This is a genomic window from Hymenobacter negativus, from assembly GCF_016056375.1.
GTDB lineage: Bacteria > Bacteroidota > Bacteroidia > Cytophagales > Hymenobacteraceae > Hymenobacter > Hymenobacter negativus_A.
Genome location: NZ_JAEDAE010000002.1, coordinates 229662 through 248112, shown reverse-complemented (window position 1 = coordinate 248112; position 18451 = coordinate 229662). Strand labels below are relative to the sequence as shown.

General features: G+C 62.6%; 15 protein-coding genes. 8 read left to right on the top strand and 7 right to left on the bottom strand.

Annotation, left to right across the window (positions count from 1 at the left end):
- The first annotated feature begins 11 nt into the window (after nt 1-11).
- Nucleotides 12-386 (top strand): eCIS core domain-containing protein, encoded by a 375-nt coding sequence (locus I7X13_RS05945; RefSeq protein ID WP_198074757.1) that lies wholly within the window; start codon nt 12-14, stop codon nt 384-386.
- Nucleotides 387-572: 186 nt separating this feature from the next.
- Here the strand turns inward: I7X13_RS05945 and I7X13_RS05940 are convergent, their stop codons facing one another.
- Nucleotides 573-1007, bottom strand: a complete 435-nt coding sequence (locus tag I7X13_RS05940; RefSeq protein ID WP_198066959.1) for a hypothetical protein — start codon at nt 1005-1007, stop codon at nt 573-575.
- A 209-nt stretch (nt 1008-1216) separates the two neighbouring features.
- Here I7X13_RS05940 and I7X13_RS05935 point away from each other — a divergent pair, with 209 nt between their 5' ends.
- The 4 genes from I7X13_RS05935 (at nt 1217) to I7X13_RS05920 (ending at nt 8844) form a co-directional block, all read left to right on the top strand.
- Nucleotides 1217-2461 (top strand): MFS transporter, encoded by a 1245-nt coding sequence (locus tag I7X13_RS05935; RefSeq protein WP_198074756.1) that lies wholly within the window; start codon nt 1217-1219, stop codon nt 2459-2461.
- 220 nt (nt 2462-2681) lie between these two features.
- The gene (locus I7X13_RS05930; RefSeq protein ID WP_198074755.1) at nt 2682-4745 is read left to right on the top strand and encodes a DUF3857 domain-containing protein; all 2064 of its coding nucleotides are present in this window, start codon (nt 2682-2684) and stop codon (nt 4743-4745) included.
- Nucleotides 4746-4802: 57 nt separating this feature from the next.
- Entirely contained in the window at nt 4803-6854 is a 2052-nt protein-coding gene (locus I7X13_RS05925; protein ID WP_198074754.1) for a DUF3857 domain-containing protein, read from the top strand.
- 43 nt (nt 6855-6897) lie between these two features.
- On the top strand, nt 6898-8844 hold the full coding sequence (locus I7X13_RS05920; RefSeq protein ID WP_198074753.1) for a DUF3857 domain-containing protein: 1947 nt from the start codon (nt 6898-6900) through the stop codon (nt 8842-8844).
- 198 nt (nt 8845-9042) lie between these two features.
- Here I7X13_RS05920 and I7X13_RS05915 read toward each other — a convergent pair whose 3' ends face one another.
- Nucleotides 9043-11136, bottom strand: a complete 2094-nt coding sequence (locus tag I7X13_RS05915) for a helix-hairpin-helix domain-containing protein (protein ID WP_233454691.1) — start codon at nt 11134-11136, stop codon at nt 9043-9045.
- Between the two features lie 71 nt (nt 11137-11207).
- Entirely contained in the window at nt 11208-12158 is a 951-nt protein-coding gene (locus tag I7X13_RS05910) for a hypothetical protein (protein WP_198074751.1), read from the bottom strand.
- Between the two features lie 106 nt (nt 12159-12264).
- Between I7X13_RS05910 and I7X13_RS05905 the strand changes: the two genes are divergently transcribed.
- The 3 genes from I7X13_RS05905 to I7X13_RS05895 are packed head-to-tail and all read left to right on the top strand — an operon-like array spanning nt 12265 to nt 14194.
- On the top strand, nt 12265-12999 hold the full coding sequence (locus I7X13_RS05905) for a M48 family metallopeptidase (protein ID WP_198074750.1): 735 nt from the start codon (nt 12265-12267) through the stop codon (nt 12997-12999).
- Between the two features lie 20 nt (nt 13000-13019).
- Nucleotides 13020-13244, top strand: a complete 225-nt coding sequence (gene yidD, locus I7X13_RS05900) for a membrane protein insertion efficiency factor YidD (RefSeq protein ID WP_198066967.1) — start codon at nt 13020-13022, stop codon at nt 13242-13244.
- Nucleotides 13245-13288: 44 nt separating this feature from the next.
- Nucleotides 13289-14194: an SdiA-regulated/phytase-like domain-containing protein gene (locus I7X13_RS05895; RefSeq protein WP_198074749.1), complete on the top strand. Its 906-nt coding sequence runs from the start codon at nt 13289-13291 to the stop codon at nt 14192-14194.
- A gap of 96 nt (nt 14195-14290) precedes the next feature.
- On the opposite strand, the gene lgt is transcribed toward I7X13_RS05895, so the two are convergent.
- The 4 genes from lgt to nadE all read right to left on the bottom strand — a co-directional run bounded on the left by lgt (nt 14291) and on the right by nadE (nt 18426).
- Nucleotides 14291-15283: a prolipoprotein diacylglyceryl transferase gene (lgt, locus tag I7X13_RS05890; protein WP_198066969.1), complete on the bottom strand. Its 993-nt coding sequence runs from the start codon at nt 15281-15283 to the stop codon at nt 14291-14293.
- Nucleotides 15284-15389: 106 nt separating this feature from the next.
- Nucleotides 15390-15668 carry a hypothetical protein gene (locus I7X13_RS05885; protein ID WP_198074748.1) on the bottom strand — a complete coding sequence of 93 codons (279 nt, stop codon included), beginning with the start codon at nt 15666-15668 and terminating at the stop codon, nt 15390-15392.
- The gene (locus I7X13_RS05880) at nt 15661-16302 is read right to left on the bottom strand and encodes an RNA polymerase sigma factor (protein ID WP_317191544.1); all 642 of its coding nucleotides are present in this window, start codon (nt 16300-16302) and stop codon (nt 15661-15663) included. The genes I7X13_RS05885 and I7X13_RS05880 overlap by 8 nt, the downstream gene beginning before the upstream one ends.
- 207 nt (nt 16303-16509) lie before the next feature.
- Complete coding sequence (nadE, locus tag I7X13_RS05875; RefSeq protein WP_198074747.1) at nt 16510-18426, bottom strand: NAD(+) synthase; 1917 nt, start codon at nt 18424-18426, stop codon at nt 16510-16512.
- Between the last annotated feature and the right edge of the window lie 25 nt (nt 18427-18451).

Below are 18451 nucleotides of genomic sequence, written 5' to 3'. Positions count from 1 at the left end.
TTTCGGATAACATGAAGAAACCCAGGCAGCCAAAACGCAATAGCACGGCCTTGCCCGACCAGCTCAAGGCGGGCGTAGAAAGCCTCTCCGGCCAGTCACTAGCTGAGGCAAGGGTGCAGTACAATTCGGCCAAACCCGTGCAACTGGAGGCGCTGGCCTATGCGCAGGGTACGGATATTCACGTAGCGCCGGGGCAGGAGCACCACATGCCGCACGAAGCCTGGCATGTGGTGCAACAGCAGCAGGGCCGCGTTCAGCCACCCGAGCAGCTGGCGGGGCTGGAGGTCAAGGATGACGCCGCCCTGGAACGGGCAGCCGATACCATGGGCGCGAAAGCGGCACAGCTGCCAATGGGCATTGCTTCCGCCCCGGATGCGGCACAATAAGCATCCTTCGGCGACGGCATCCGGGCTGTTTTCCGCCGAATTTCACATGTGTCAGGCCGCAGTCGGAGACTGAACGCATTCAGTCTCCATGAACGCCACTGAAGGCAAGATATTCGGTCAACAAAAAGGCCTTGGCATGATTGCCAAGGCCTTTTTCGTTACACATCATCTCAGCATCCGAAAGGCTTACTTTTTGCCTTTGCCGTTTCCTTTGCCATTGTCGGTGAGGGTGAGCTTGATGGTGCCGTCGGGCATGGTTACGGCTTCGGTGTTGTAGCTGTGGGGCACGCCGCGCTGGTCGGTCTCATTCCAGGTCGAGTTGTACACCACTCGCTGGCTAGGGCGCGCGGTGGCAGGCACCGTGCCTTGCCACACCGACATGGCATTGCCCGAAGGCGTAAGCACGAATTTTGACTGCGACATAGTCAGACAGCTATTCAGGCCGGACACGCCCAGCAACGAATTCGGGATGCAATCCGTGTAATCGACCTTGCGCACAAAGGCACCTTTGCCTTTGGCGCCGCCCTCCTGGTTGCCGGTTTGTGCGTGGGCGACTAGTCCGCTCAATGTGAGTCCAGCGACGAAAAGCGTTACCGAGATTTTTTTAACGAGGTTGTTCATCGTATTATTTTTTTAGAAGTGAGAGCGGAGCAGGTTGCTCCGGCCAAACGCCAGCCAAATAAGGTGCCACGATTGGTAGCTGGCCCAGATTAGTGGCTCATTACGGGAGCGTTGGCCGGGTAGTTATGCCGGAAGCATACCCGGGTGCGCCAGTTCGCCGCCGCGCGGTCGCCACGGCCACCCTATTCCTGCCGACCTTTGCGGCGCTCATGCCCGTAACTGCTGCTCCTGCTTCCCGCCCCTACTCCGCCGGCTTCTGGCTGATGTGCCTGTCGTCGTTTCTGTTTTTTCTCAGCTTCAACCTGCTGCTGCCCGAGCTGCCCGACCACCTCACCCGGCTGGGCGGGGGCGAGTACAAGGGCTTCATCATTGCCTTGTTCACCCTCACGGCGGGACTCAGCCGGCCGTTTTCGGGCAAGCTGGCCGATACCGTGGGTCGCATCCCGGTGATGGTGTTTGGCTCGCTGGTGTGCTTTGTGTGCGGGTTTTTCTACCCGTGGGCGCTCACGGTCACGGGGTTTCTGGGGCTGCGGCTATTGCACGGGTTCAGCACGGGCTTCAAGCCCACGGGCACGGCCGCCTTCATTGCCGACATCGTGCCCGTGGAGCGGCGCGGCGAGGCCATGGGCCTGCTGGGCGTGACGGGCAGCCTGGGCATGGCGGCCGGGCCGGCTTTCGGCTCGTGGGTGGCGGCCACGTTCTCCCTCAACACCATGTTTTACTGCTCCAGTGCGGCGGCGTTGCTCTCGCTGGTGGTGCAAGGCACCCTCACCGAAACACTGCCCCAGGCCCAGCGCGAGAAATTCAGCTTCGGGCTGCTGAAATTGAACTGGGGCGAAGTATTGGAACCCAAGGTGCTGCCGGCGGCCCTCACCACGCTGCTGTGCCTGTTCCCGTTCGGGGCGGTGCTCACCGTGATACCCGACCAGAGCCGGCTGCTGGGCCTCACGGGCTCGCACAAGGGCTGGTTTTACCTGTGCTACACCATTGCCTCGCTGGCGGTGCGGCTGGTGGCGGGCAAGTCGTCGGACAAATACGGGCGGGTGCCGGTGCTGCGCTGGTCCACGGCTATGCTGGCCGGCGGACTCGTCCTGCTGGTTTTCACGCCCTCAGTGCCGGTGTTTTTGCTGGGTGCGGTAATATTTGGGCTGGGCACGGGTCTGAACTCCCCCACCCTTTACGCCTGGACCATCGACCTGAGCGAGCCCGCCCGCCGGGGCCGCGCCGTGGCCACCATGTACATCGCCCTCGAAGCCGGCATTGGGCTGGGCGCGCTGGCGGCAGGCTGGATTTTCAGCAACCACGCCACCCACCTGCCCTACGTGCACGGCCTGAGCCTGCTGTGCGTGCTGGCAGCGCTGGTCTACCTGATGCGGGTATCCACAGACCGCCCCGCCGGCCATCCGGCGGCGGCCGATGCAGTGCCCGAGCCCTCGGCGGAAGAGGTGGTGTAGCCGCGCCGTCCGCAAACAAATAGTTCGCAGTGTAGGGCAGGGCTTGTCTCCGTCCGGTCGTTAGCAACTGCCAGAACGATTCTGCTCAACTCCCGGGGAAGGATTCGCCACACCCCTACCCCGCTTAATCCAGAAAAACAAAATGAAAAATTGATGATTTTCGATTGAATTCCAGTAGTTTTAGCAGTTCAAAGATTGTCTATCCCTTTCTTTTTTCTGCATGTCATCATCTCTAATTCCTGGCCGCTGGTCGGGCCTAATGTCGGCGTTTCTGCTGGTAATCAGCTATTCGGCCCGGGCCCAGAATGAGCCGATTAAGTTTGGGGTGATAGACAGCCGCGAGCTCACGGCCGCTCCGTTCGTGAATGACTCGGCGGCTTCAGCCGTGGTGTTGTGCGACTTTGGCCGCTCGCGCCTGAAGGGACAGGCTGGCAATTTCCAGGTGGTTTTTGAACGGGTGACGCGCATCAAAATCCTCAAAAAACCCGGCTACGAGTACGCCACCGTCGAAATCCCGCTCTACCACCGCGACGACAACCAGGAAAAGGTGTCGAACCTGCGCGGCTTCACCTACAACCTGGTGAACAATGCCGTAGAAAAAACCCGGCTCGAAACCAGCGGCGTGTTTCTGGAAAAGCGCACGCCCACCATCAACGTGCAGAAAGTTACGCTGCCCAATGTGCGGGTGGGCTCGGTGGTGGAGTTTGCCTACACCCTGACGTCGGATTACCTATTCAATTTTCAGGATTGGACGTTTCAGCGCGACATTCCGGTACGCTGGAGCGAGTACAGGGTGAGCATTCCGTCATTTTACCGCTACAAAATCCTTTATCAGGGCGCGCAGGCCTTCGCCGTGAACAACACTGCGGTGGGCTCGACCAATCTGGTGCTCGATAATAAAATTCCTTCGAGCGCGGGCATTGCCGGTGGGCAAACGGTGGGCACGCTCAACATCAGCGCGCCCACCGAGGAGCACACCTGGGCGCTGAAGAACGTGCCGGCCTTCGGCGAGGAACCCTTTATGACCACGGCCGCAGACTACGTGGCCCGGCTCGATTTTGAGCTCACCGGCGAACAGTGGCCCGACTCGCCCTACCACGACCTGACCGGCACCTGGGAGAAAATCAACGCCCGCCTGCTGGCCGACGAAGAGTTTGGTGGCCGCCTGGGTAGCCACATCGGTTTTATGCAGGACCAGCTGCAGGGTCTGGCTACCAAATACCCGGCGCTGATGGACCGGGCTGCCGCCGTGCGCGAGATGGTGATGGCCGCCGTGCGCTACGACGGCACCGACCGCTACTACGCCGCCGAGCCGCTGCGCAAGGCCTTTGATGCCCACCGCGGCACCTCGGCCGATGTGAACCTGCTGCTGCTGGCGGCCCTGCGCGAGGCCGGCATACCGGCGCACCCGCTGCTGCTGAGCACCCGCGACCACGGCTCCGTGAGCAAGGAATACCCGTTGCTGGAGCGCTTCAACTACGTGGCCGCGCTGGTGCCCCTAGTCGATGGCAAAGACCTGCTGCTGGATGCCACCGAGCCCCTGCTGCCGTGCGGCGTGCTGCCCCCGCGCTGCCTCAACCGGGTGGCCCGCCTCATCACCAAGAAGCCCGAAGACAGCCGCTGGGTGGACCTGGCGCCCGCCCTGCGCCGCGTGCGCTACCAGCAGGTGGCCCTCGCGCTGGACGCCCAGGGCGGCCTCACGGGCAAGGTGCACGACGAGCACGGCGGCTACGCAGCGGCCGAAGCCCGCGCCCGGCTGGCCGGCCAGGGTGAGAAGAAATACCTGGCCACCGCCACCCAGCGCCACGAAAGCTGGACGCTAACCAAGCCCGCCCTGACCCACGCCGACAACGTGGAAAAACCCTTGGTGTTGGACTACGAATTCACGCAGCCCGCCGAGGGCGCCACGGCCACCGGCCCGCTTTATCTGAGCCCGCTGGCCGAATTTGGCATTGGCCAAAATCCGTTTCGGCGCGAGCAGCGGGACTTTCCCGTCGATTTCGGCATTCCCCAGGACGAAACGCTGGTCGTGAGCCTGACGCTACCGGCCGGCTACGAGCTGGCTGCCGTGCCCAAGCCCGTCGTGGTGGAGCTGCCCGGCGGCGGCGGCCGCTTCGTGTGCAGCGTGGCGGCCACGCCGGGCGCGGTGATGCTCACCAGCCGCCTTAGCCTGAGCCAAGCAGTATACAGCGCCGCACAATACCCCAACCTGCGCGAGTTCTACCGCCTGCTGCTCGAAAAGCAGGGCGAAAAACTCATCATTCAAAAGAAAGCCGGCAGCTAAACGCCAGGGCTTTTCGCCAATCAACTAGTAACCAATATTTTCCACTCTCTTTAGCTTATGAAGCACTCGTTACGCTACCCGGCGGCATTGGCCGCCCTGGTACTGGCCAGCCTCTCGGCCCAGGCCCAGACCGAACCCATCAAACTTGGCAAACCCGACCCCAAGGATTTTACAGCCGCACCGTTTGTGGGCGACAGTGCCGCCGCGGCGGTGGTGCTCTGCGACTACGGCACCACCAATTTCCAGTACAATAACAACAGTTTTCAGCTGATATCGGAGCGCACCACGCGCATCAAAATCCTGAAAAAAGCCGGCTATGACGCGGCCACGGTGGAAATCCCCCTCTACCATCGCGACGACAGCCAGGAGAAGATTACCGGCCTGCGCGGCACTACCTACAACCTGGTGAATGGCCAGGTGGTGAAAACGAAACTGGACGGCAGCAACACCTTCACCGAAGACCGGACGGCCAACGTGCGGGTGCGCAAGTTCACGATGCCCGACGTGCGCGAGGGCTCGGTGATTGAGTACAACTACACGGTGATTTCCGACTTTCTGTTCAATTTCCAGGACTGGACCTTCCAGCGCGATATTCCGGTGCGGTGGAGCGAGTTTCGGGCCAATATTCCGGAGTACTTCCACTACAAGATGCTGCAACAGGGCTACCACTCCCTGGCCGTGCAGACGCAGAGCGAGAGCGCGGCGCAGTTCACGGTGCATACGGCGGGCGGTTTTACGGGAGGCGGGCTGGCGACCAACCGCGAGGCGGCGACTAATGATGCCGTTACGGCGCACGCCACCCACTACGTCTGGGCCATGAAAGACGTCCCGGCTTTCCGCGACGAACCATATATGACCACCTCAGAAGACTATCTGGACCGCATTACCTTCCAGATGGCCGGCCAGCAGTTTCCGAACCAGCCCTACCTGAACGTGTCCGGCACCTGGGCCAAAATCGACATGGAGCTGCTGAGCAGCGACAACTTTGGCGGGCAGCTCGACCGGGGCGGCTTTCTAAAGGACCAGATTATGCCGCTGGTGGCCAAATACCCCGATGTGCAGGCCCGCGCTGCTGCCGTGCGCGAGGTGGTGATGGCCGCCGTGCGCTACGATGGCACCAACCACTACTCCACCACGGCGTCGCTGCGCAAAGCTTTTGATGCCCACCACGGCACGGCAGCCGACGTGAACCTGCTGCTCATCTCGGGCCTGCGCATGGCCGGCATTCCCGCCAATCCGCTGATACTAAGCACCCGCAACCACGGTCGCGTCGACCAGTCGCAGCCCATGATTTCCCGCTTCAACTACGTGCTGGCGCTGGTGCCGCTGGCCGATGGCAAAGACCTGCTGGTGGATGCTACCGAGCCGATGCTGCCCTGCGGCGTGCTGCCCAAGCGCTGCCTGAACCAGGCCGGCCGCCTCATCATGAAAAACTCAGAGCAGGGCCGCTGGGTGGAGCTGGCCCCGGCCCAGCGCTACGTGCACTACCAGCAGGTAGCTCTCACCATGGACGCTAAAGGCGGCCTCACGGGCAAGGTGCACGAGGAGCACGGCGGCTACGCCGGGGCCGATGCCCGCGAAGAACTGAGCAGCCTGGGCGAAAAGAAATACTTGGCCCAGATGACCCGCCCGCACAGCGGCTGGACCGTGCCCAAGCTGACCGTGGGCGAACGCGAAAACGTAGCCAAGCCCCTGGCCCTGGACTACGAGTTTACCCAGCCCGCCGACGACAACGCCACCGCCGACCTGCTCTACCTGAGCCCGCTCCGCGAGTTCGGCACCGAGCAGAACCCTTTCCGGCACGATGACCGGCTGTTTCCCGTGGACTTTGGCGCGCCGCAGGACGAAACCACGATGGTGACCCTGACGCTACCGGCCGGCTACGAGCTGGCCGAAATGCCCAAGCCCACCGTGGTGGACCTGCCCGAAGGCGGCGGTCGCTTCATCTGCACCGTCACGGCCGGCGCGCCTGGCGTGGTGCAGCTCACGAGCCGCATGAGCCTGCGCAAGCCCGTGTACGCGGCCGAAGAATATGCGCAGCTGCGCGAGTTCTACCGCCTGATGCTGGAAAAGCAAAACGAGCGGTTGATTATCAAGAAGAAAGCTTAGCCGACTACTGAGGCCTTTTCTAGCTACCCTTATTTTCATTTCAGTGAAAACCCTGCTTCCTTTCCTGGCCGCGCTGCCCCTCAGTAGCTTCCTGATACATCCGGCCGCGCCCGCGCCCAAATACGCGGTGGCCGACATTCCGACGGCACTGCGCGAAGGCGCTAACGCCGTGGTGCGGGCCGATGACGAGGTGGTGACTGTGAAATCGGCCGGCCGACTGGTGCACACCGTGCACCGCGTGGTGACGGTGCTCAACGATGCTGCCGATAACTTAGGGCGTTTCGGGGTGCAATACGACGCGCTGAACTCGCTGAGTTACCTGCGCGGGGCCGTGTACGATGCCGACGGCCGCCTGCTACACCAGCTGCGGGCCGCCGAAATCCACGACCAGGGCATTGACGACGGCAACGGCAGCTTTATGACCGATGTGCGGGCGCGTTTTGCCGACCTTCGCCAGCCCCAAGCCCCCTACACGGTGGAGTTTGACTACGAAATAGTGTCCGACAACACGTTGTTCTATCCGAGTTGGCAGCCGCAGGAGGCCGAGGGTGTGGCCGTGCAGTCGGCTACGCTGCACGTAATTACGCCCAGCGCATTGCCCCTGCGCTACCAGGAGCGGCGGCTGCCCACCGGCGCGGCCGTAGACCACACCACCGCCGGCAGCCAGGAAACCTACGAGTGGACGCTGACCAACCTGCCGGCCGTGGACGAAGAAGAAGCCGCCCCGCCGCTGGCCGACCTGACGCCATCCGTGGCATTAGCCCCCGGCACCTTCGAGGTGCAGGGCCACAAAGGCTCGGCCACTTCCTGGCAAAACCTGGGGCGGTGGAGCTACGAGCTGAATGCCGGCCGCGACGTGCTGCCGCCCGCCACCACGGCCAAAGTAACCGCGCTGGTCAGCGGCATCGCCGACCCGCGCATCCGGGCTCAGCGCGTGTATGAGATGCTGCAGGGCAGCACCCGCTACATCTCGGTACAGCTGGGCCTGGGCGGCTGGCAAACATTTCCGGCCAGCTCGGTGGCCAGTAATGGCTACGGCGACTGCAAAGCCCTAAGCAACTACACCGTGGCCCTGCTGAACGCGGCGGGCGTGCCGGCTTGCGTGGCCCTGGTAAAAGCCGGCTCCGACGAGCCCGACATTCGGGCCGACTTCCCCAGCACCCAGTTCAACCACGTCATTGTGTGCGTGCCGCCGGCCAAAGACAGCAAGGCCGATACCCTGTGGCTGGAATGCACCAGCCAGACCGAGTCCTTCGGCTACATGGGCAGCTTCACGGGCAACCGCCACGCGCTGCTGCTCACGTCCGAGGGCGGCAAGCTGGTGGCCACGCCCCGCTACAGTACCGCCGAAAACCGCCAGCTGCGCCGCCTCGACCTGTTTCTGGATGCTACGGGCAGCGCCACGGCCACGGCCCGCACCCTGCGCACCGGCCAGGAGCAGGACCTCTACGCCCACTTGCTACACGGGCTGGGGCCGGTAGAGCAGAAGAAATATATTACCGACCACCTCCGGCTGCCGACCTTCACCCTCACCAAACTCAACCTGGCGGCGGCCCCGGCCGGCCCGCTGCCGGGCGTGGTCGAGAACCTGGCGCTGGCGCTGCCGGGCTTTGCCCCGCCCAGCGGCAAGCGCGTGTTCATCAACCCCAACCTGCTGAGCCGCCTGCCCGCCCTGCCCGCGCAAGTAGGCGAGCGTCAGACCGACCTGTGGCTCGACCACGCCAGCCTACACGCCGACACCGTGCGACTGCACCTGCCCGCCGGCTTCCACCCCGAAACCCTTCCCGCCCCCGTGCAGCTGAGCACCGCCTACGGCACCTACGCCAGCCAGTACGCCACCCTGCCCGACGGCACCATTCAGTACATCCGTCGGCTGGAATTCAAGCGCGGACACCTGCCCAAAACTGCCTACGCCGGCTACCTCGACTTCCGCCGCAAAATCAGCGCTGCGGATAAGACAGCGGTGGTTTTGCTGAAAACAGAAAGCTAGCCAAACGCCTGTCATTGCGAGGCCGCAGGCCGAAGCAATCCGTCCTCTCTTAGCGGCAAACCCTTGAGATGTGACAAGCCTATTTCAACAATAGAAAGCCCCGGCACTGCAGTACCGGGGCTTTCTGGCAAAAGAAAGTGTCTGGTTTTGACAGGACGGATTGCTTGGGCCTGCGGCCTCGCAATGACAGACGGCCCGCTAAAACTTCACCCGCAGTTGCGCTTTCACCTCGCCACGCACCGAGCCCTGAATGGATTCCAGGCCCGTGCCCACCACGTCCTGGTGGCGGTAGCGGGTTTCGGCGTAGCGCAGCCAGAGCGTCATGGCACGGTTGACGCGAATTTCGGCGATGCCGTACACCCGCGTGCCTTGGCCGTAGAGCGCCGGCACAGATACGGCCAGTAGCACATCCTGCTCGTACACGTACTGGCGCGAGTCGTAGTCGTCGGCATCGAAGATGGAATAGCGGGCCGTGAGCTTGAGGGTGCGATTGAACTGGTAGCCCACATCCTGGGCTAGCACGTAGCCGCTGCGCCACGCCAGACCGTCGTCATCGCGCAGGCGCAGGGCCTGCATGCGGGTGCGCAGTTCCAATTGCGGCGAAATAGCCGTGTTGTAGTACACCAGAATGCTCTGGCGCAGCTGCTCGCCGGGCAGCGGCAGGGCGCGGGTGGGGTCGAGGTTGAGCAGGTCGGTGCTGGCCAGGTCGCGGGGCTTGAGGCGCTGACGCAGCTGCACGTAGAGCAGGCTGGTTTTGGTGGGCGAGTAGGCCACACGCACCAGCGCATCGTGGCCATCGGTGGGGGCGCTGGCGCGGTAGCGCAGCCACGGGAAGCGGAACTGGTCGTAGTAGGCCGAGATTTCCCAGCGGGCCACGGGCCGCACTTTCAAGCCGATGTAAACGCCGGTTTCGTTGATGTTGCGGGTGTTTTCGCTGAAAGCATTGCCGTAGAGGGTGTGGAAATCGGCGTCGTAGTGGCGCACCAGCAGGGCCGCGTCCACGCTGGAGCCGAGGCTGGCCAGCAGGCCGTTCACGGTGCCCAAGCCGCCGCCGGTGCTGCGCGCCGTTTCGCCAAACAGCAGGAAATTGCGGTAGACATAGCTGTAATTCAGGCTCAGGGCCAGGTTGTCGCGCCCACTGAACTCGAAGTAGTTGTAGGGCTCAGGGCGCTTGAGAATGGGCGTGCCGTAGTGAGTGAACACGCCGGTGGCCCCGATGGCCAGGTTGCCGTCACGGCTGGTGTAGGTGGCATTGCCGCCCCCAACGGTTTCGGCCAGCCGGTGGCGGTTGGCAATTTCCGAGGCCGTACGGTGGAAGCCGGTGTAAAGCAGGCCCGAAGTGAATTCGTCGTACTGCGCCAGCGAATCCTGGCTTTGCTGGAGGTTGGCATCCACGTTCTTGTGCGATACAAACCCCGTAGCCTGCACCGTAGGCGCCACCTGGTACGTGGCCGCGCCGCCCCGGAAAAACGAGTTTTCGAGCAGCGACGAGTACGCCCGCACGCCCACCGACGAGCGCCGCAGCGTGGTAATCGTTTCTGCGCCCTTGCCCACACCCAAGCCCGATGACAGCAGCAAACCCTGCCCAAATTGCAGCTGGTAGTCGCCCAGCGCCAACGATTTCAGCTTGCCCCGCTCCTGAATGAGCAAGTGCGCCGACACGTAATCGGCCCCAAACTGCCCATTTTTGGGGTTCCATACTAAAGGCTCCCCGGCGTCCTTTTCCATCGAAAAGCCCACGCTGAAATCCTTGGTGTGGCTCACCCGGTAGCGAATCAGCATCTTATCGGCCGAGCCGAGGTAACGCGTGGTGGGCTGGCCCTGGTAGAGCGTGGGTGGCGTGTAGCCCTGGCGCTGCTGCAGCACCCGCTCGTAGCGCAGGTACAGGGCGTTATTGTCTTCGCGGGCAATGCGCTGCCACAGGGTACCCCGGCTGGAATTGGCCCCGCCCGCCTGCACGCTCACGAAGGGCAAAATCCGGTTTATCGTGCGCAGGTCGTAGCCATCGATGCTTTGCAGCTCATACACGCTCAGCAGGTCGCCGTTGGCCTGGCGGTGGTTGAGCAGCGTGGTTATCTGGTTTTCATTGAGCAGTAGCAGCGAGCGCAGCTCCTCGCGGGTGGCGGTGTTGAGGTTGATGGGCGTTTGGTAATACTGGAGCAGCGTCTCGTAGAGGTCCTCGTAGGGCACTTCGTCCGATTGGATTTCGGCAAATAGCTCCTGCGTCAGGCGGTCCAAATCAGGCGCCCGGCGCACGTAGTCTTGGGCGTTTGCAGCTTGTCTGGTAAACAAGGCCCCACAAACCACAAGGCCGGCCAGGCCATTTCGTACGCTGAAAAATGAGTGCAAGCGTAGATTTTTCCTCATTGCTTCCCGCCCCACGATTTACTCACGCTCAAATGCTGGCTGAAGCCCAGCGCCTGCTGAAACGCCGCTGCGTAGTCAATCTGAAACGCGCCGGCCAGCACGCCAATGCCCGCGCTGGCCTGCTCGGTGAGTGAGGCCAAGCCCAGGCGCGCAGCCAGCACCGGTACCGGCCGGTATTCCAGCCCCACCTTAAAGTTGGCGGCGCGCTCCACATCCTTTTCCGTCTCCACCAGCAGCAGCACCTGGCTGCCGGGGCGGTAGGCCAGGCCGGCTTTGAGGATGGTGGGCACTCGCTCGTCCTGGTAGCTGGCCAGCTTGGTCTGGCTGATATTATAGAGCGAAGCGCCGAAGCTGAGCCGACGGGGCACGATTTCAATCTGCCCGCCCAGCGTGCCCAGCACCACGCGCCGGCTGCCCAGGCCCTCGATGCTTACTTGCAGCATATCGGCCCGCGCCCCCAGGCTGATTTGGCCGAAGCGGTAGGCGTAGCCCGCGCCCACGCGGGTTTCATTGTAAAGTACCCCGCCGAAGCGCTGAACTTCCAGGGCCACCACCCCATTGCGGGCCCAGGTAGGCGCGACCGCAGGGCTAAGTGACGGCGCGGCACCTTCGGCCCCGGGCATTACGCCGCCCGCGTCGGGGGCGGTGGTGCGGCCCAGGGGCAGGGCCACGGTGAGCGCGCCCACGTTCAGGGCCGAGCTTAAATAGCGGTTTTCGGCGTAGAAACCCACGCTGGGCCGTTGAATTTCGCTGATGCCGGCCACGTTGTTGCCCATGCTCCACACCTCGCCGGCGATGGCCACCGAGGCATTGCTGAGCGCGGCGGCACGGGCCCCACGCACCCCGGAGCCGTTGCCCTGCGCCCGCACCATCCTTCCCGGCCAAAGGGCCGAAACGACAACAAGAAGGTAGATAGTAGAAATATATTTAGGTAAACCGTGTTTCATAACGGTAAGGTAGCAACTCGACTGCGATTGCCCCGATTCGAATCGAAATTATTTTGCCGGCCCGTGCGGTTAGTCATTCCGGCACCGCTGCCGAACTTGCCGTCCCATGCCCCGCTCCTTCTCTGCCGCGCCGCGCCGCGAAACCATTGCGTACCGAAATCAATCCCTCAGCTATACGCTCGTGTTCCGGTCGCGGCGCACCATCGGCTTCGCCGTGCGGCCCGATGGCAGCGTGCACATCAGCGCGCCGGCCGGCACCTCGCCCGAGTGGGTGGCCCAGCAAGTCCTGAAAAAAGCCGACTGGATTCTCAAGCACCAGGAAGCCTTTGCCAACCGGCCCGCCCCCGCGCCCACCCGGCGTTTTGAGGCCGGCAGCACGCATTATTATCAGGGCCAGCCTTATCAACTGCGCTTCGCGGAAGCCCGCCGGGCCACTGTGACGGTGGCAGGCCACGAGCTAATCATGGCCACGCCCGTGCCCCCCACTCCCGCGCAGGCCGAAGCGTTGCTCCACGCCTGGTATGCCCGCCAGGCCGGGCCGCTCTTTGCCGAATCACTGGAGCGGGTGTGGCCGCGCTTCACCGAGTTCAACCTGACCTGCCCTACCCTCTCCGTGCGCCAGATGCGGACGCGCTGGGGCAGCTGCACGCCGCGCTCGGCGCGCATTCGCCTGAGCCCGGAGCTGGTGCGCGCCCGCCCTGAGTGCCTCGACTATGTGCTGCTACACGAGTGCTGCCACCTGCTGGTGGGCGACCATTCCAAGGCTTTCTACGACCTGCAAACGCGCCTGCTGCCCGACTGGCAACGGTGGAAAGCCGAGCTGAACGCGCTGCCGAAGTAGCTCCTGTTTTTCTATTGGCTATGTTATCCCGCTTCTTCCGCGCCCTGTTTCTCGGCCTCGTCTGGTTTTACCAGCGCTTCATTTCGCCGCTCACCGCGCCGAGCTGCCGCTACGCGCCCACGTGCTCGGTGTACGCGGTGCAGGCCATCAACAAGTACGGGCCGTGGCGGGGCGGGTGGCTGGCGCTGCGCCGCATTGCCAGCTGTCACCCTTGGGGCGGCCACGGCTACGACCCCGTACCCTAAACGGCGGCCTGCGTATAGGTGAGCTCACCCGCTCCTCTACGTTAATGCGCTTTATCCCCCTCGTGCCGGCCGCATTGGTCCTGACGTTTACCGCGGCCTGCTCCCAGGCTCAGTCCGATAAAACTACCGATTCACCGTCCAACGCAAGGTCTGACATGCCCAAAGGCGGCGACCGCCGCAAGGATAAAAACGCAGCGGCCGAAATTGTCGGCCTCAGCAAAGTCGGTTCGCTCAAAGGCAAAGTGCCCGAAAGCTCGGGCCTGGCTCCGGCCCCGGAAGGCGGCCATTATTTCAGCTTTGGCGACGACGGCAACTCGCCCACCCTCTACGAAATCAGCGGTACGGGCCAACTCATCCGCACCCTCAACGTGCCGGCCACCAACACTGACTGGGAAAGCCTGAGCCGCGACGGCAGCGGCAACTACTACATCGGCGACTGCGGCAACAACGAAAGCACCCGCCGCGACCTCAAAATATTCAAGTTCCGGCCGGACAGTCCCCAGTCCGTCGGCACCATCGCCTTCAGCTACCCCGACCAACGCGAGTTTCCGCCCAAGAAAAAGCAGCGCAACTTCGACTGCGAAGCCAGCCTCTGGCACGACGGCCAGGTGTGGCTTTTCACCAAAGACCGGGGCCAGGACCGTACCAGCAACGTCTACACCGTGCCCGACCAGCCCGGCACTTACACCGCCAAAAAAATTACGTCGCTGGCAATTCCCGGCCAGGTAACCGATGCCGCCCTGCGCGCCGACGGCCACCGCCTGGTGCTGCTGGGCCGGGGCGAGCTGTTCATTCTCGACGGTAATTCCTGGGCTGAAATTCTGAAAGCCACACCCCGCCAGGTGTCGCTGGCCGGGGCCGGGCAGACGGAAGGCGCGGTTTTCAAGAATGCCAACACGCTGCTTATCAGCACCGAACAAGGCGGGCTGTTTGAGTACACGCTGCCCTAAGGGCGCAATGTTTTGGGAAATAGCAAGAGGCTTCGCAAGGCTGACATTGAATGACACCTTGCGAAGCCTCTTTTTGCGTTGCGAAGCCTTGCGGCCTTACAAGTTAACCGTCGTATGCTGTGCGTCGCCTTCTTTGCCCAGGTCGCGCGGGGCGTAGCCGTAGGGATTTTCGGGGTCTTTGCCGGCGCGCCACAGCACCCAGATGCCAATGAAAATCAGCGGGATGCTCAGCAGCTGGCCCTGGTTGAACATATGGCCGTTTTCAAATGCCACCTGGTTCTCTTTCAGGTACTCGCCGAGAAAGCGCTGGATAAACAGCAGCACCACAAACAGCCCGAACAGCTGCCCGCGCGGCGTGTGTTCTTTGGTGCGGTTCCACATCGAATAGAGCAGGATGAGCAGGAAAATGCAGAACAGCGCCTCGTAAATCTGGGTGGGGTGGCGTGGTACGGCCATCAGCGTATCGGCCGTAACCGGCTGGCCGGCAGCATGTATTGGGTAAGCGTAAGTGCCGTTGGGCTGAGCAACCCGGTCAACCAGCTCCGCGCCAACGGGCAGGGGCTGCGTGGCGGGCAGCAGGTGTTCGGTATCGCGCGGGAAGGTGAAGGCCCACGGCGCGCTGCTGGGCTTGCCCACAATTTCGGAGTTCATCAGGTTGCCGGTGCGGATGCAGGCCCCGCCCAGCGCCACCACAATCACAATGCGGTCGAGCACCCACAGGTAATCGAACTTGTTGTTGCGCGCAAACAGCCAGCAGGCGAACAGGATGCCAATGGTAGCGCCGTGGCTGGCCAGCCCTCCCTGCCAGATTTTAAACACGACCATAGGGTCCTTCATCAGCTCATCGAAATCATAGAACAGCATGTGCCCCAGCCGCGCGCCCACAATGGTGCCGATGAGCATGTAAATCGTAATCACGTCGACCCACTGCGGCGACACCCGCTCCGAGCGGTAGATGTGCGTGAGAATGAACGTACCCACCACAAAGGGCAGCATGAAAAACAGCCCATACCAGCGCAGCGTGACCGGCCCGAGGTGAGCAATAATGGGGTTGACGTTCCAGAGAATGGCGTCGAGAGAAGGAAGCATGCGGGACGAAATGAAATAGAAGGTCAAAGGTACTCAGCCCCGGCTTGCGGCCTGACGGCGGCAAACAAGGTTTTTGATGCGGTGGAAAAAGCGGGAACTGGGCCGTTCAGCGCCGGATTGGTGCGCTGGCGGCCGGCGGAATCGTCCCCGATGCCAAGGCCTTGTCATCGCCGCTCAAAACCAGCACCAGTGCCCCAACCAGCATAGCATAGGCCGGCCGACGCATCCAGCCCGGCAGCCAGGCCCGGCTCGTTTCGGCGGCAAGGCGGGCCTGCACCCGGCCGTAGAAGAACGGCCGGGGCTGCGCCAGGGGCTGATGGCGCAGCTGTTGCAGCAGGCCCTCCCACTCTGCGTCGCCCTCGGGGTCGTTAGCGAATTCAGGCATGGCGAAAAGGCGGTTGAACGTGTTTGCGAAGGGTTTGCCGGGCACGAAATAACAGGGATTCGACGGCGGCTACGGTGGTACCGAGCACGGCCGCAATCTGTTCGTAGCTCAACTCCTGTTCGTGGCGGAGGGTGAAGGCCACCTGCTGCTGGTCGGGCAGCCGGGCTATGTGGGCCAGCAGCAGCTCGAACTGTTGCTGGCCCTCGAGCAGCGTGAGCGGGTGGGCGTGGTCGGGCGGCTCGTGCAGCACCTCATTCCTGAAGCCCAGCAGGCTGGTGAAAAAAGCCAGACGCTTTTTGGTCTGGGTTCGGCGGCGGGTTTTCAGCGCCCGTGAGGTAGCCAGGCGATAGAGCCAGGTGCTCAGCGCCGCTTCGCCCCGAAACCGGCCGATGGTTTGGTAAACTTCCACAAAAACCTCCTGGGCCACGTCCTCCGCTTCTTCCGGGTTTCGGAGCAACGAAAACGCGGTGCGGTACACGCGGTTCTGGTAACGGTCGACTAGGGTGCGAAACGCGGCCTCGCTCCCGCGTTGCAGCTGCGCTACCAGCTCTACCTCAGCATCTAATGTCGGCGCAACCACTTCGGCACAAACCGGCGACTCAAGGGTTGAAAACAGTGGAATAGCGCAAGTCACAGAGCCCAGGGCTGAATGTTGGTAAGTTGTCTTTGCAGCTTCCGTAGCGGCTCAATGTCGCGCTTGATGAGGTTGCATAGCATTAGGGCCGCTCAATGCAAAAAACTTGCGCCAACCATTGCGCCCTATTCATAATCATATGACTATCAGAAGTTAATTTAGCAAAATACATTTCACTACTTCCAATAACCCACATCAGCGCCGACGTTATAGCGCCGCTAGCTCCTCGCCGAACCCGCCGCTCAGAATCGGAAACCGCAGCCAGGAACGTGGGTCCACGTTGTAATCATCGAGGTGAAACGAGGGCGCGTACCGCTCGCGCTTCCACTGATTGCGGCTCCAGAGCGTGTAGAAGCGGCGCACAAAGGCGCGTAACTGCTCGTGGTCGAAGCCGGTGGCTTCTGTGTCCAGAGTGGCCAGCACCTGCTTTGGGCTGAGGCGGTTGTAGAAGGCCAGCCGCTCGATGCGGTTGAGCAGGGTGTAGGGCATGAGGTCGCGCTCGTCGGTCTGCTTGTCGGCCAGCGGGCGGAGCTCGGCGGTGGGCTGCAAGGCATTCACGTGGCGCAGGGCCGCGTAGCCCAGCTCGGTCTCGGCCCAGCGCAGCCACTTTTTCACGAAGTCCTTGTCCACCCCCGCGATGGGCGAGATGCTGCCGGCCGTGTCGCCGTCCATGGTGCAGTAGCCCACGCTGGCCTCCGAGCGGTTGGAGGTGGTGATGAGCAGGCAATTTTGCACGTTGGCCAGCAGCCAGATTGCCGGAGCCCGCACCCGCGCCTGAATGTTCTGCAGGGCCAAATCGTCGGTTTGCCAGGTCAATTCCCGGCCCAGTGCGCCTTGGATTTTGCCCACGTAGCCCGATACCTCCTCGTCAATTTCCCAATTAAAAAACCGGGCCCCAATACTATCAGCCAGGTCTTTGGCGGAGTTAAAGGTATCATCCGAAGAATTTACGGTTCCCTGGTAAGCGCACGTCAACAACTGCCGCACCAATTGCTGATTGGTGCTCAAGTCGCTCTCAATCGTGGGCGCTTCCACCACCTGGGCCGCACTGCCGCCCGCTCCGGCCTGCTGCACCACCGTTTCACTCGCCGCCGGGAAGCAGCCACTGCGCCGCTTGAACTCGTCCAGGCCCAATTCCTCAACGCCCAGCCGCACCATTTCGGCCACGCCCACGGCACAGAAACACGAGTCGGCCCCACCGCTTAAGCTCAGCACGAAGCCTTTACTGCGGGCCTTGCGCAGGTAATCAAACAGCGCCAGACTCATGGCCTGGTTCAGTTCCTTGTACTCATCGGGCGCGGGCAGCGGCACGATTTCGGCCGCCGGCTCCGGCTTAGCCGTGAAATCCACGTCCACCCACTCCAAATCCACCTCCTTGAAGCTCAGCAACTGGTTGCGCTTCAGCAAATGACCGTTGCGGGCCACCAGAATTTCGCCGTCGAAGATGATGCGACCGGCCTCATTGCCCAGCAGATTGGCATACAGATACGTGCAATCGAACGTGCGCGACGCCTTCATTACCAACTGGTAGCGCACGTCAGTTTTGCTCATTGCAAAGTGGCTGGCCGAGGGGTTCACAATCAAGTCTACCCGGCCCATAAGCCGGCACGCCGGCCGCACGTTATCCGCCCGCCAGGCATCTTCGCAAATCTCGAAACCAAAGCGCACGCCCTGGTGCTCAAAAATAAGGTCGCCCAACGGCCAGGTCTCCCCTTCCCAGCTCACAGTGCTGGTTTCGCCCGCCACCCAGGGCGCAAAAAACCGCGTTTCGTAATGCACCCCGTCGTTGGCTAGAAACTGCTTGGCCGCGAAGCCCATAATCTGCCCGTCGCGCAGCACGGCGGCCGTGTTGTAGGTGCGGCCCGGCAGGCGCACCGGCAACCCCACCACTACGCAGATGCCCTGCGTCCAGGGCCGCACCGCTTGCAGGTGGGCCAGCGCCGCCTCCGGCATCCAGTCGCTCAGAAAAAGGTCTTCGCAGGCGTAGCCGGTCAGGCACAGTTCGGGCAGACATAACAGCTGCACGCCGGCGCTTTTGGCCTGCTCAATGGCCGTCTGAATATTCCGCAGGTTGTTTTCCCAATCAATGGGAATCTGGTTGAGGGCAGCTCCGGCAATACGCATCAGCAGGGTTGAGTTTTGAATGTTG

Coding starts and splice junctions, on each gene's coding strand:
- I7X13_RS05925 (WP_198074754.1), top strand. CDS start 4,803: ATGAAGCACTCGTTACGCTACCCGGCGGCATTGGCCGCCCTGGTACTG.
- I7X13_RS05935 (WP_198074756.1), top strand. CDS start 1,217: ATGCCCGTAACTGCTGCTCCTGCTTCCCGCCCCTACTCCGCCGGCTTC.
- I7X13_RS05945 (WP_198074757.1), top strand. CDS start 12: ATGAAGAAACCCAGGCAGCCAAAACGCAATAGCACGGCCTTGCCCGAC.
- nadE (WP_198074747.1), bottom strand. CDS start 18,426: ATGCGTATTGCCGGAGCTGCCCTCAACCAGATTCCCATTGATTGGGAA.
- I7X13_RS05910 (WP_198074751.1), bottom strand. CDS start 12,158: ATGAAACACGGTTTACCTAAATATATTTCTACTATCTACCTTCTTGTT.
- I7X13_RS05885 (WP_198074748.1), bottom strand. CDS start 15,668: ATGCCTGAATTCGCTAACGACCCCGAGGGCGACGCAGAGTGGGAGGGC.
- I7X13_RS05940 (WP_198066959.1), bottom strand. CDS start 1,007: ATGAACAACCTCGTTAAAAAAATCTCGGTAACGCTTTTCGTCGCTGGA.
- I7X13_RS05905 (WP_198074750.1), top strand. CDS start 12,265: ATGCCCCGCTCCTTCTCTGCCGCGCCGCGCCGCGAAACCATTGCGTAC.
- I7X13_RS05930 (WP_198074755.1), top strand. CDS start 2,682: ATGTCATCATCTCTAATTCCTGGCCGCTGGTCGGGCCTAATGTCGGCG.
- lgt (WP_198066969.1), bottom strand. CDS start 15,283: ATGCTTCCTTCTCTCGACGCCATTCTCTGGAACGTCAACCCCATTATT.
- yidD (WP_198066967.1), top strand. CDS start 13,020: ATGTTATCCCGCTTCTTCCGCGCCCTGTTTCTCGGCCTCGTCTGGTTT.
- I7X13_RS05895 (WP_198074749.1), top strand. CDS start 13,289: ATGCGCTTTATCCCCCTCGTGCCGGCCGCATTGGTCCTGACGTTTACC.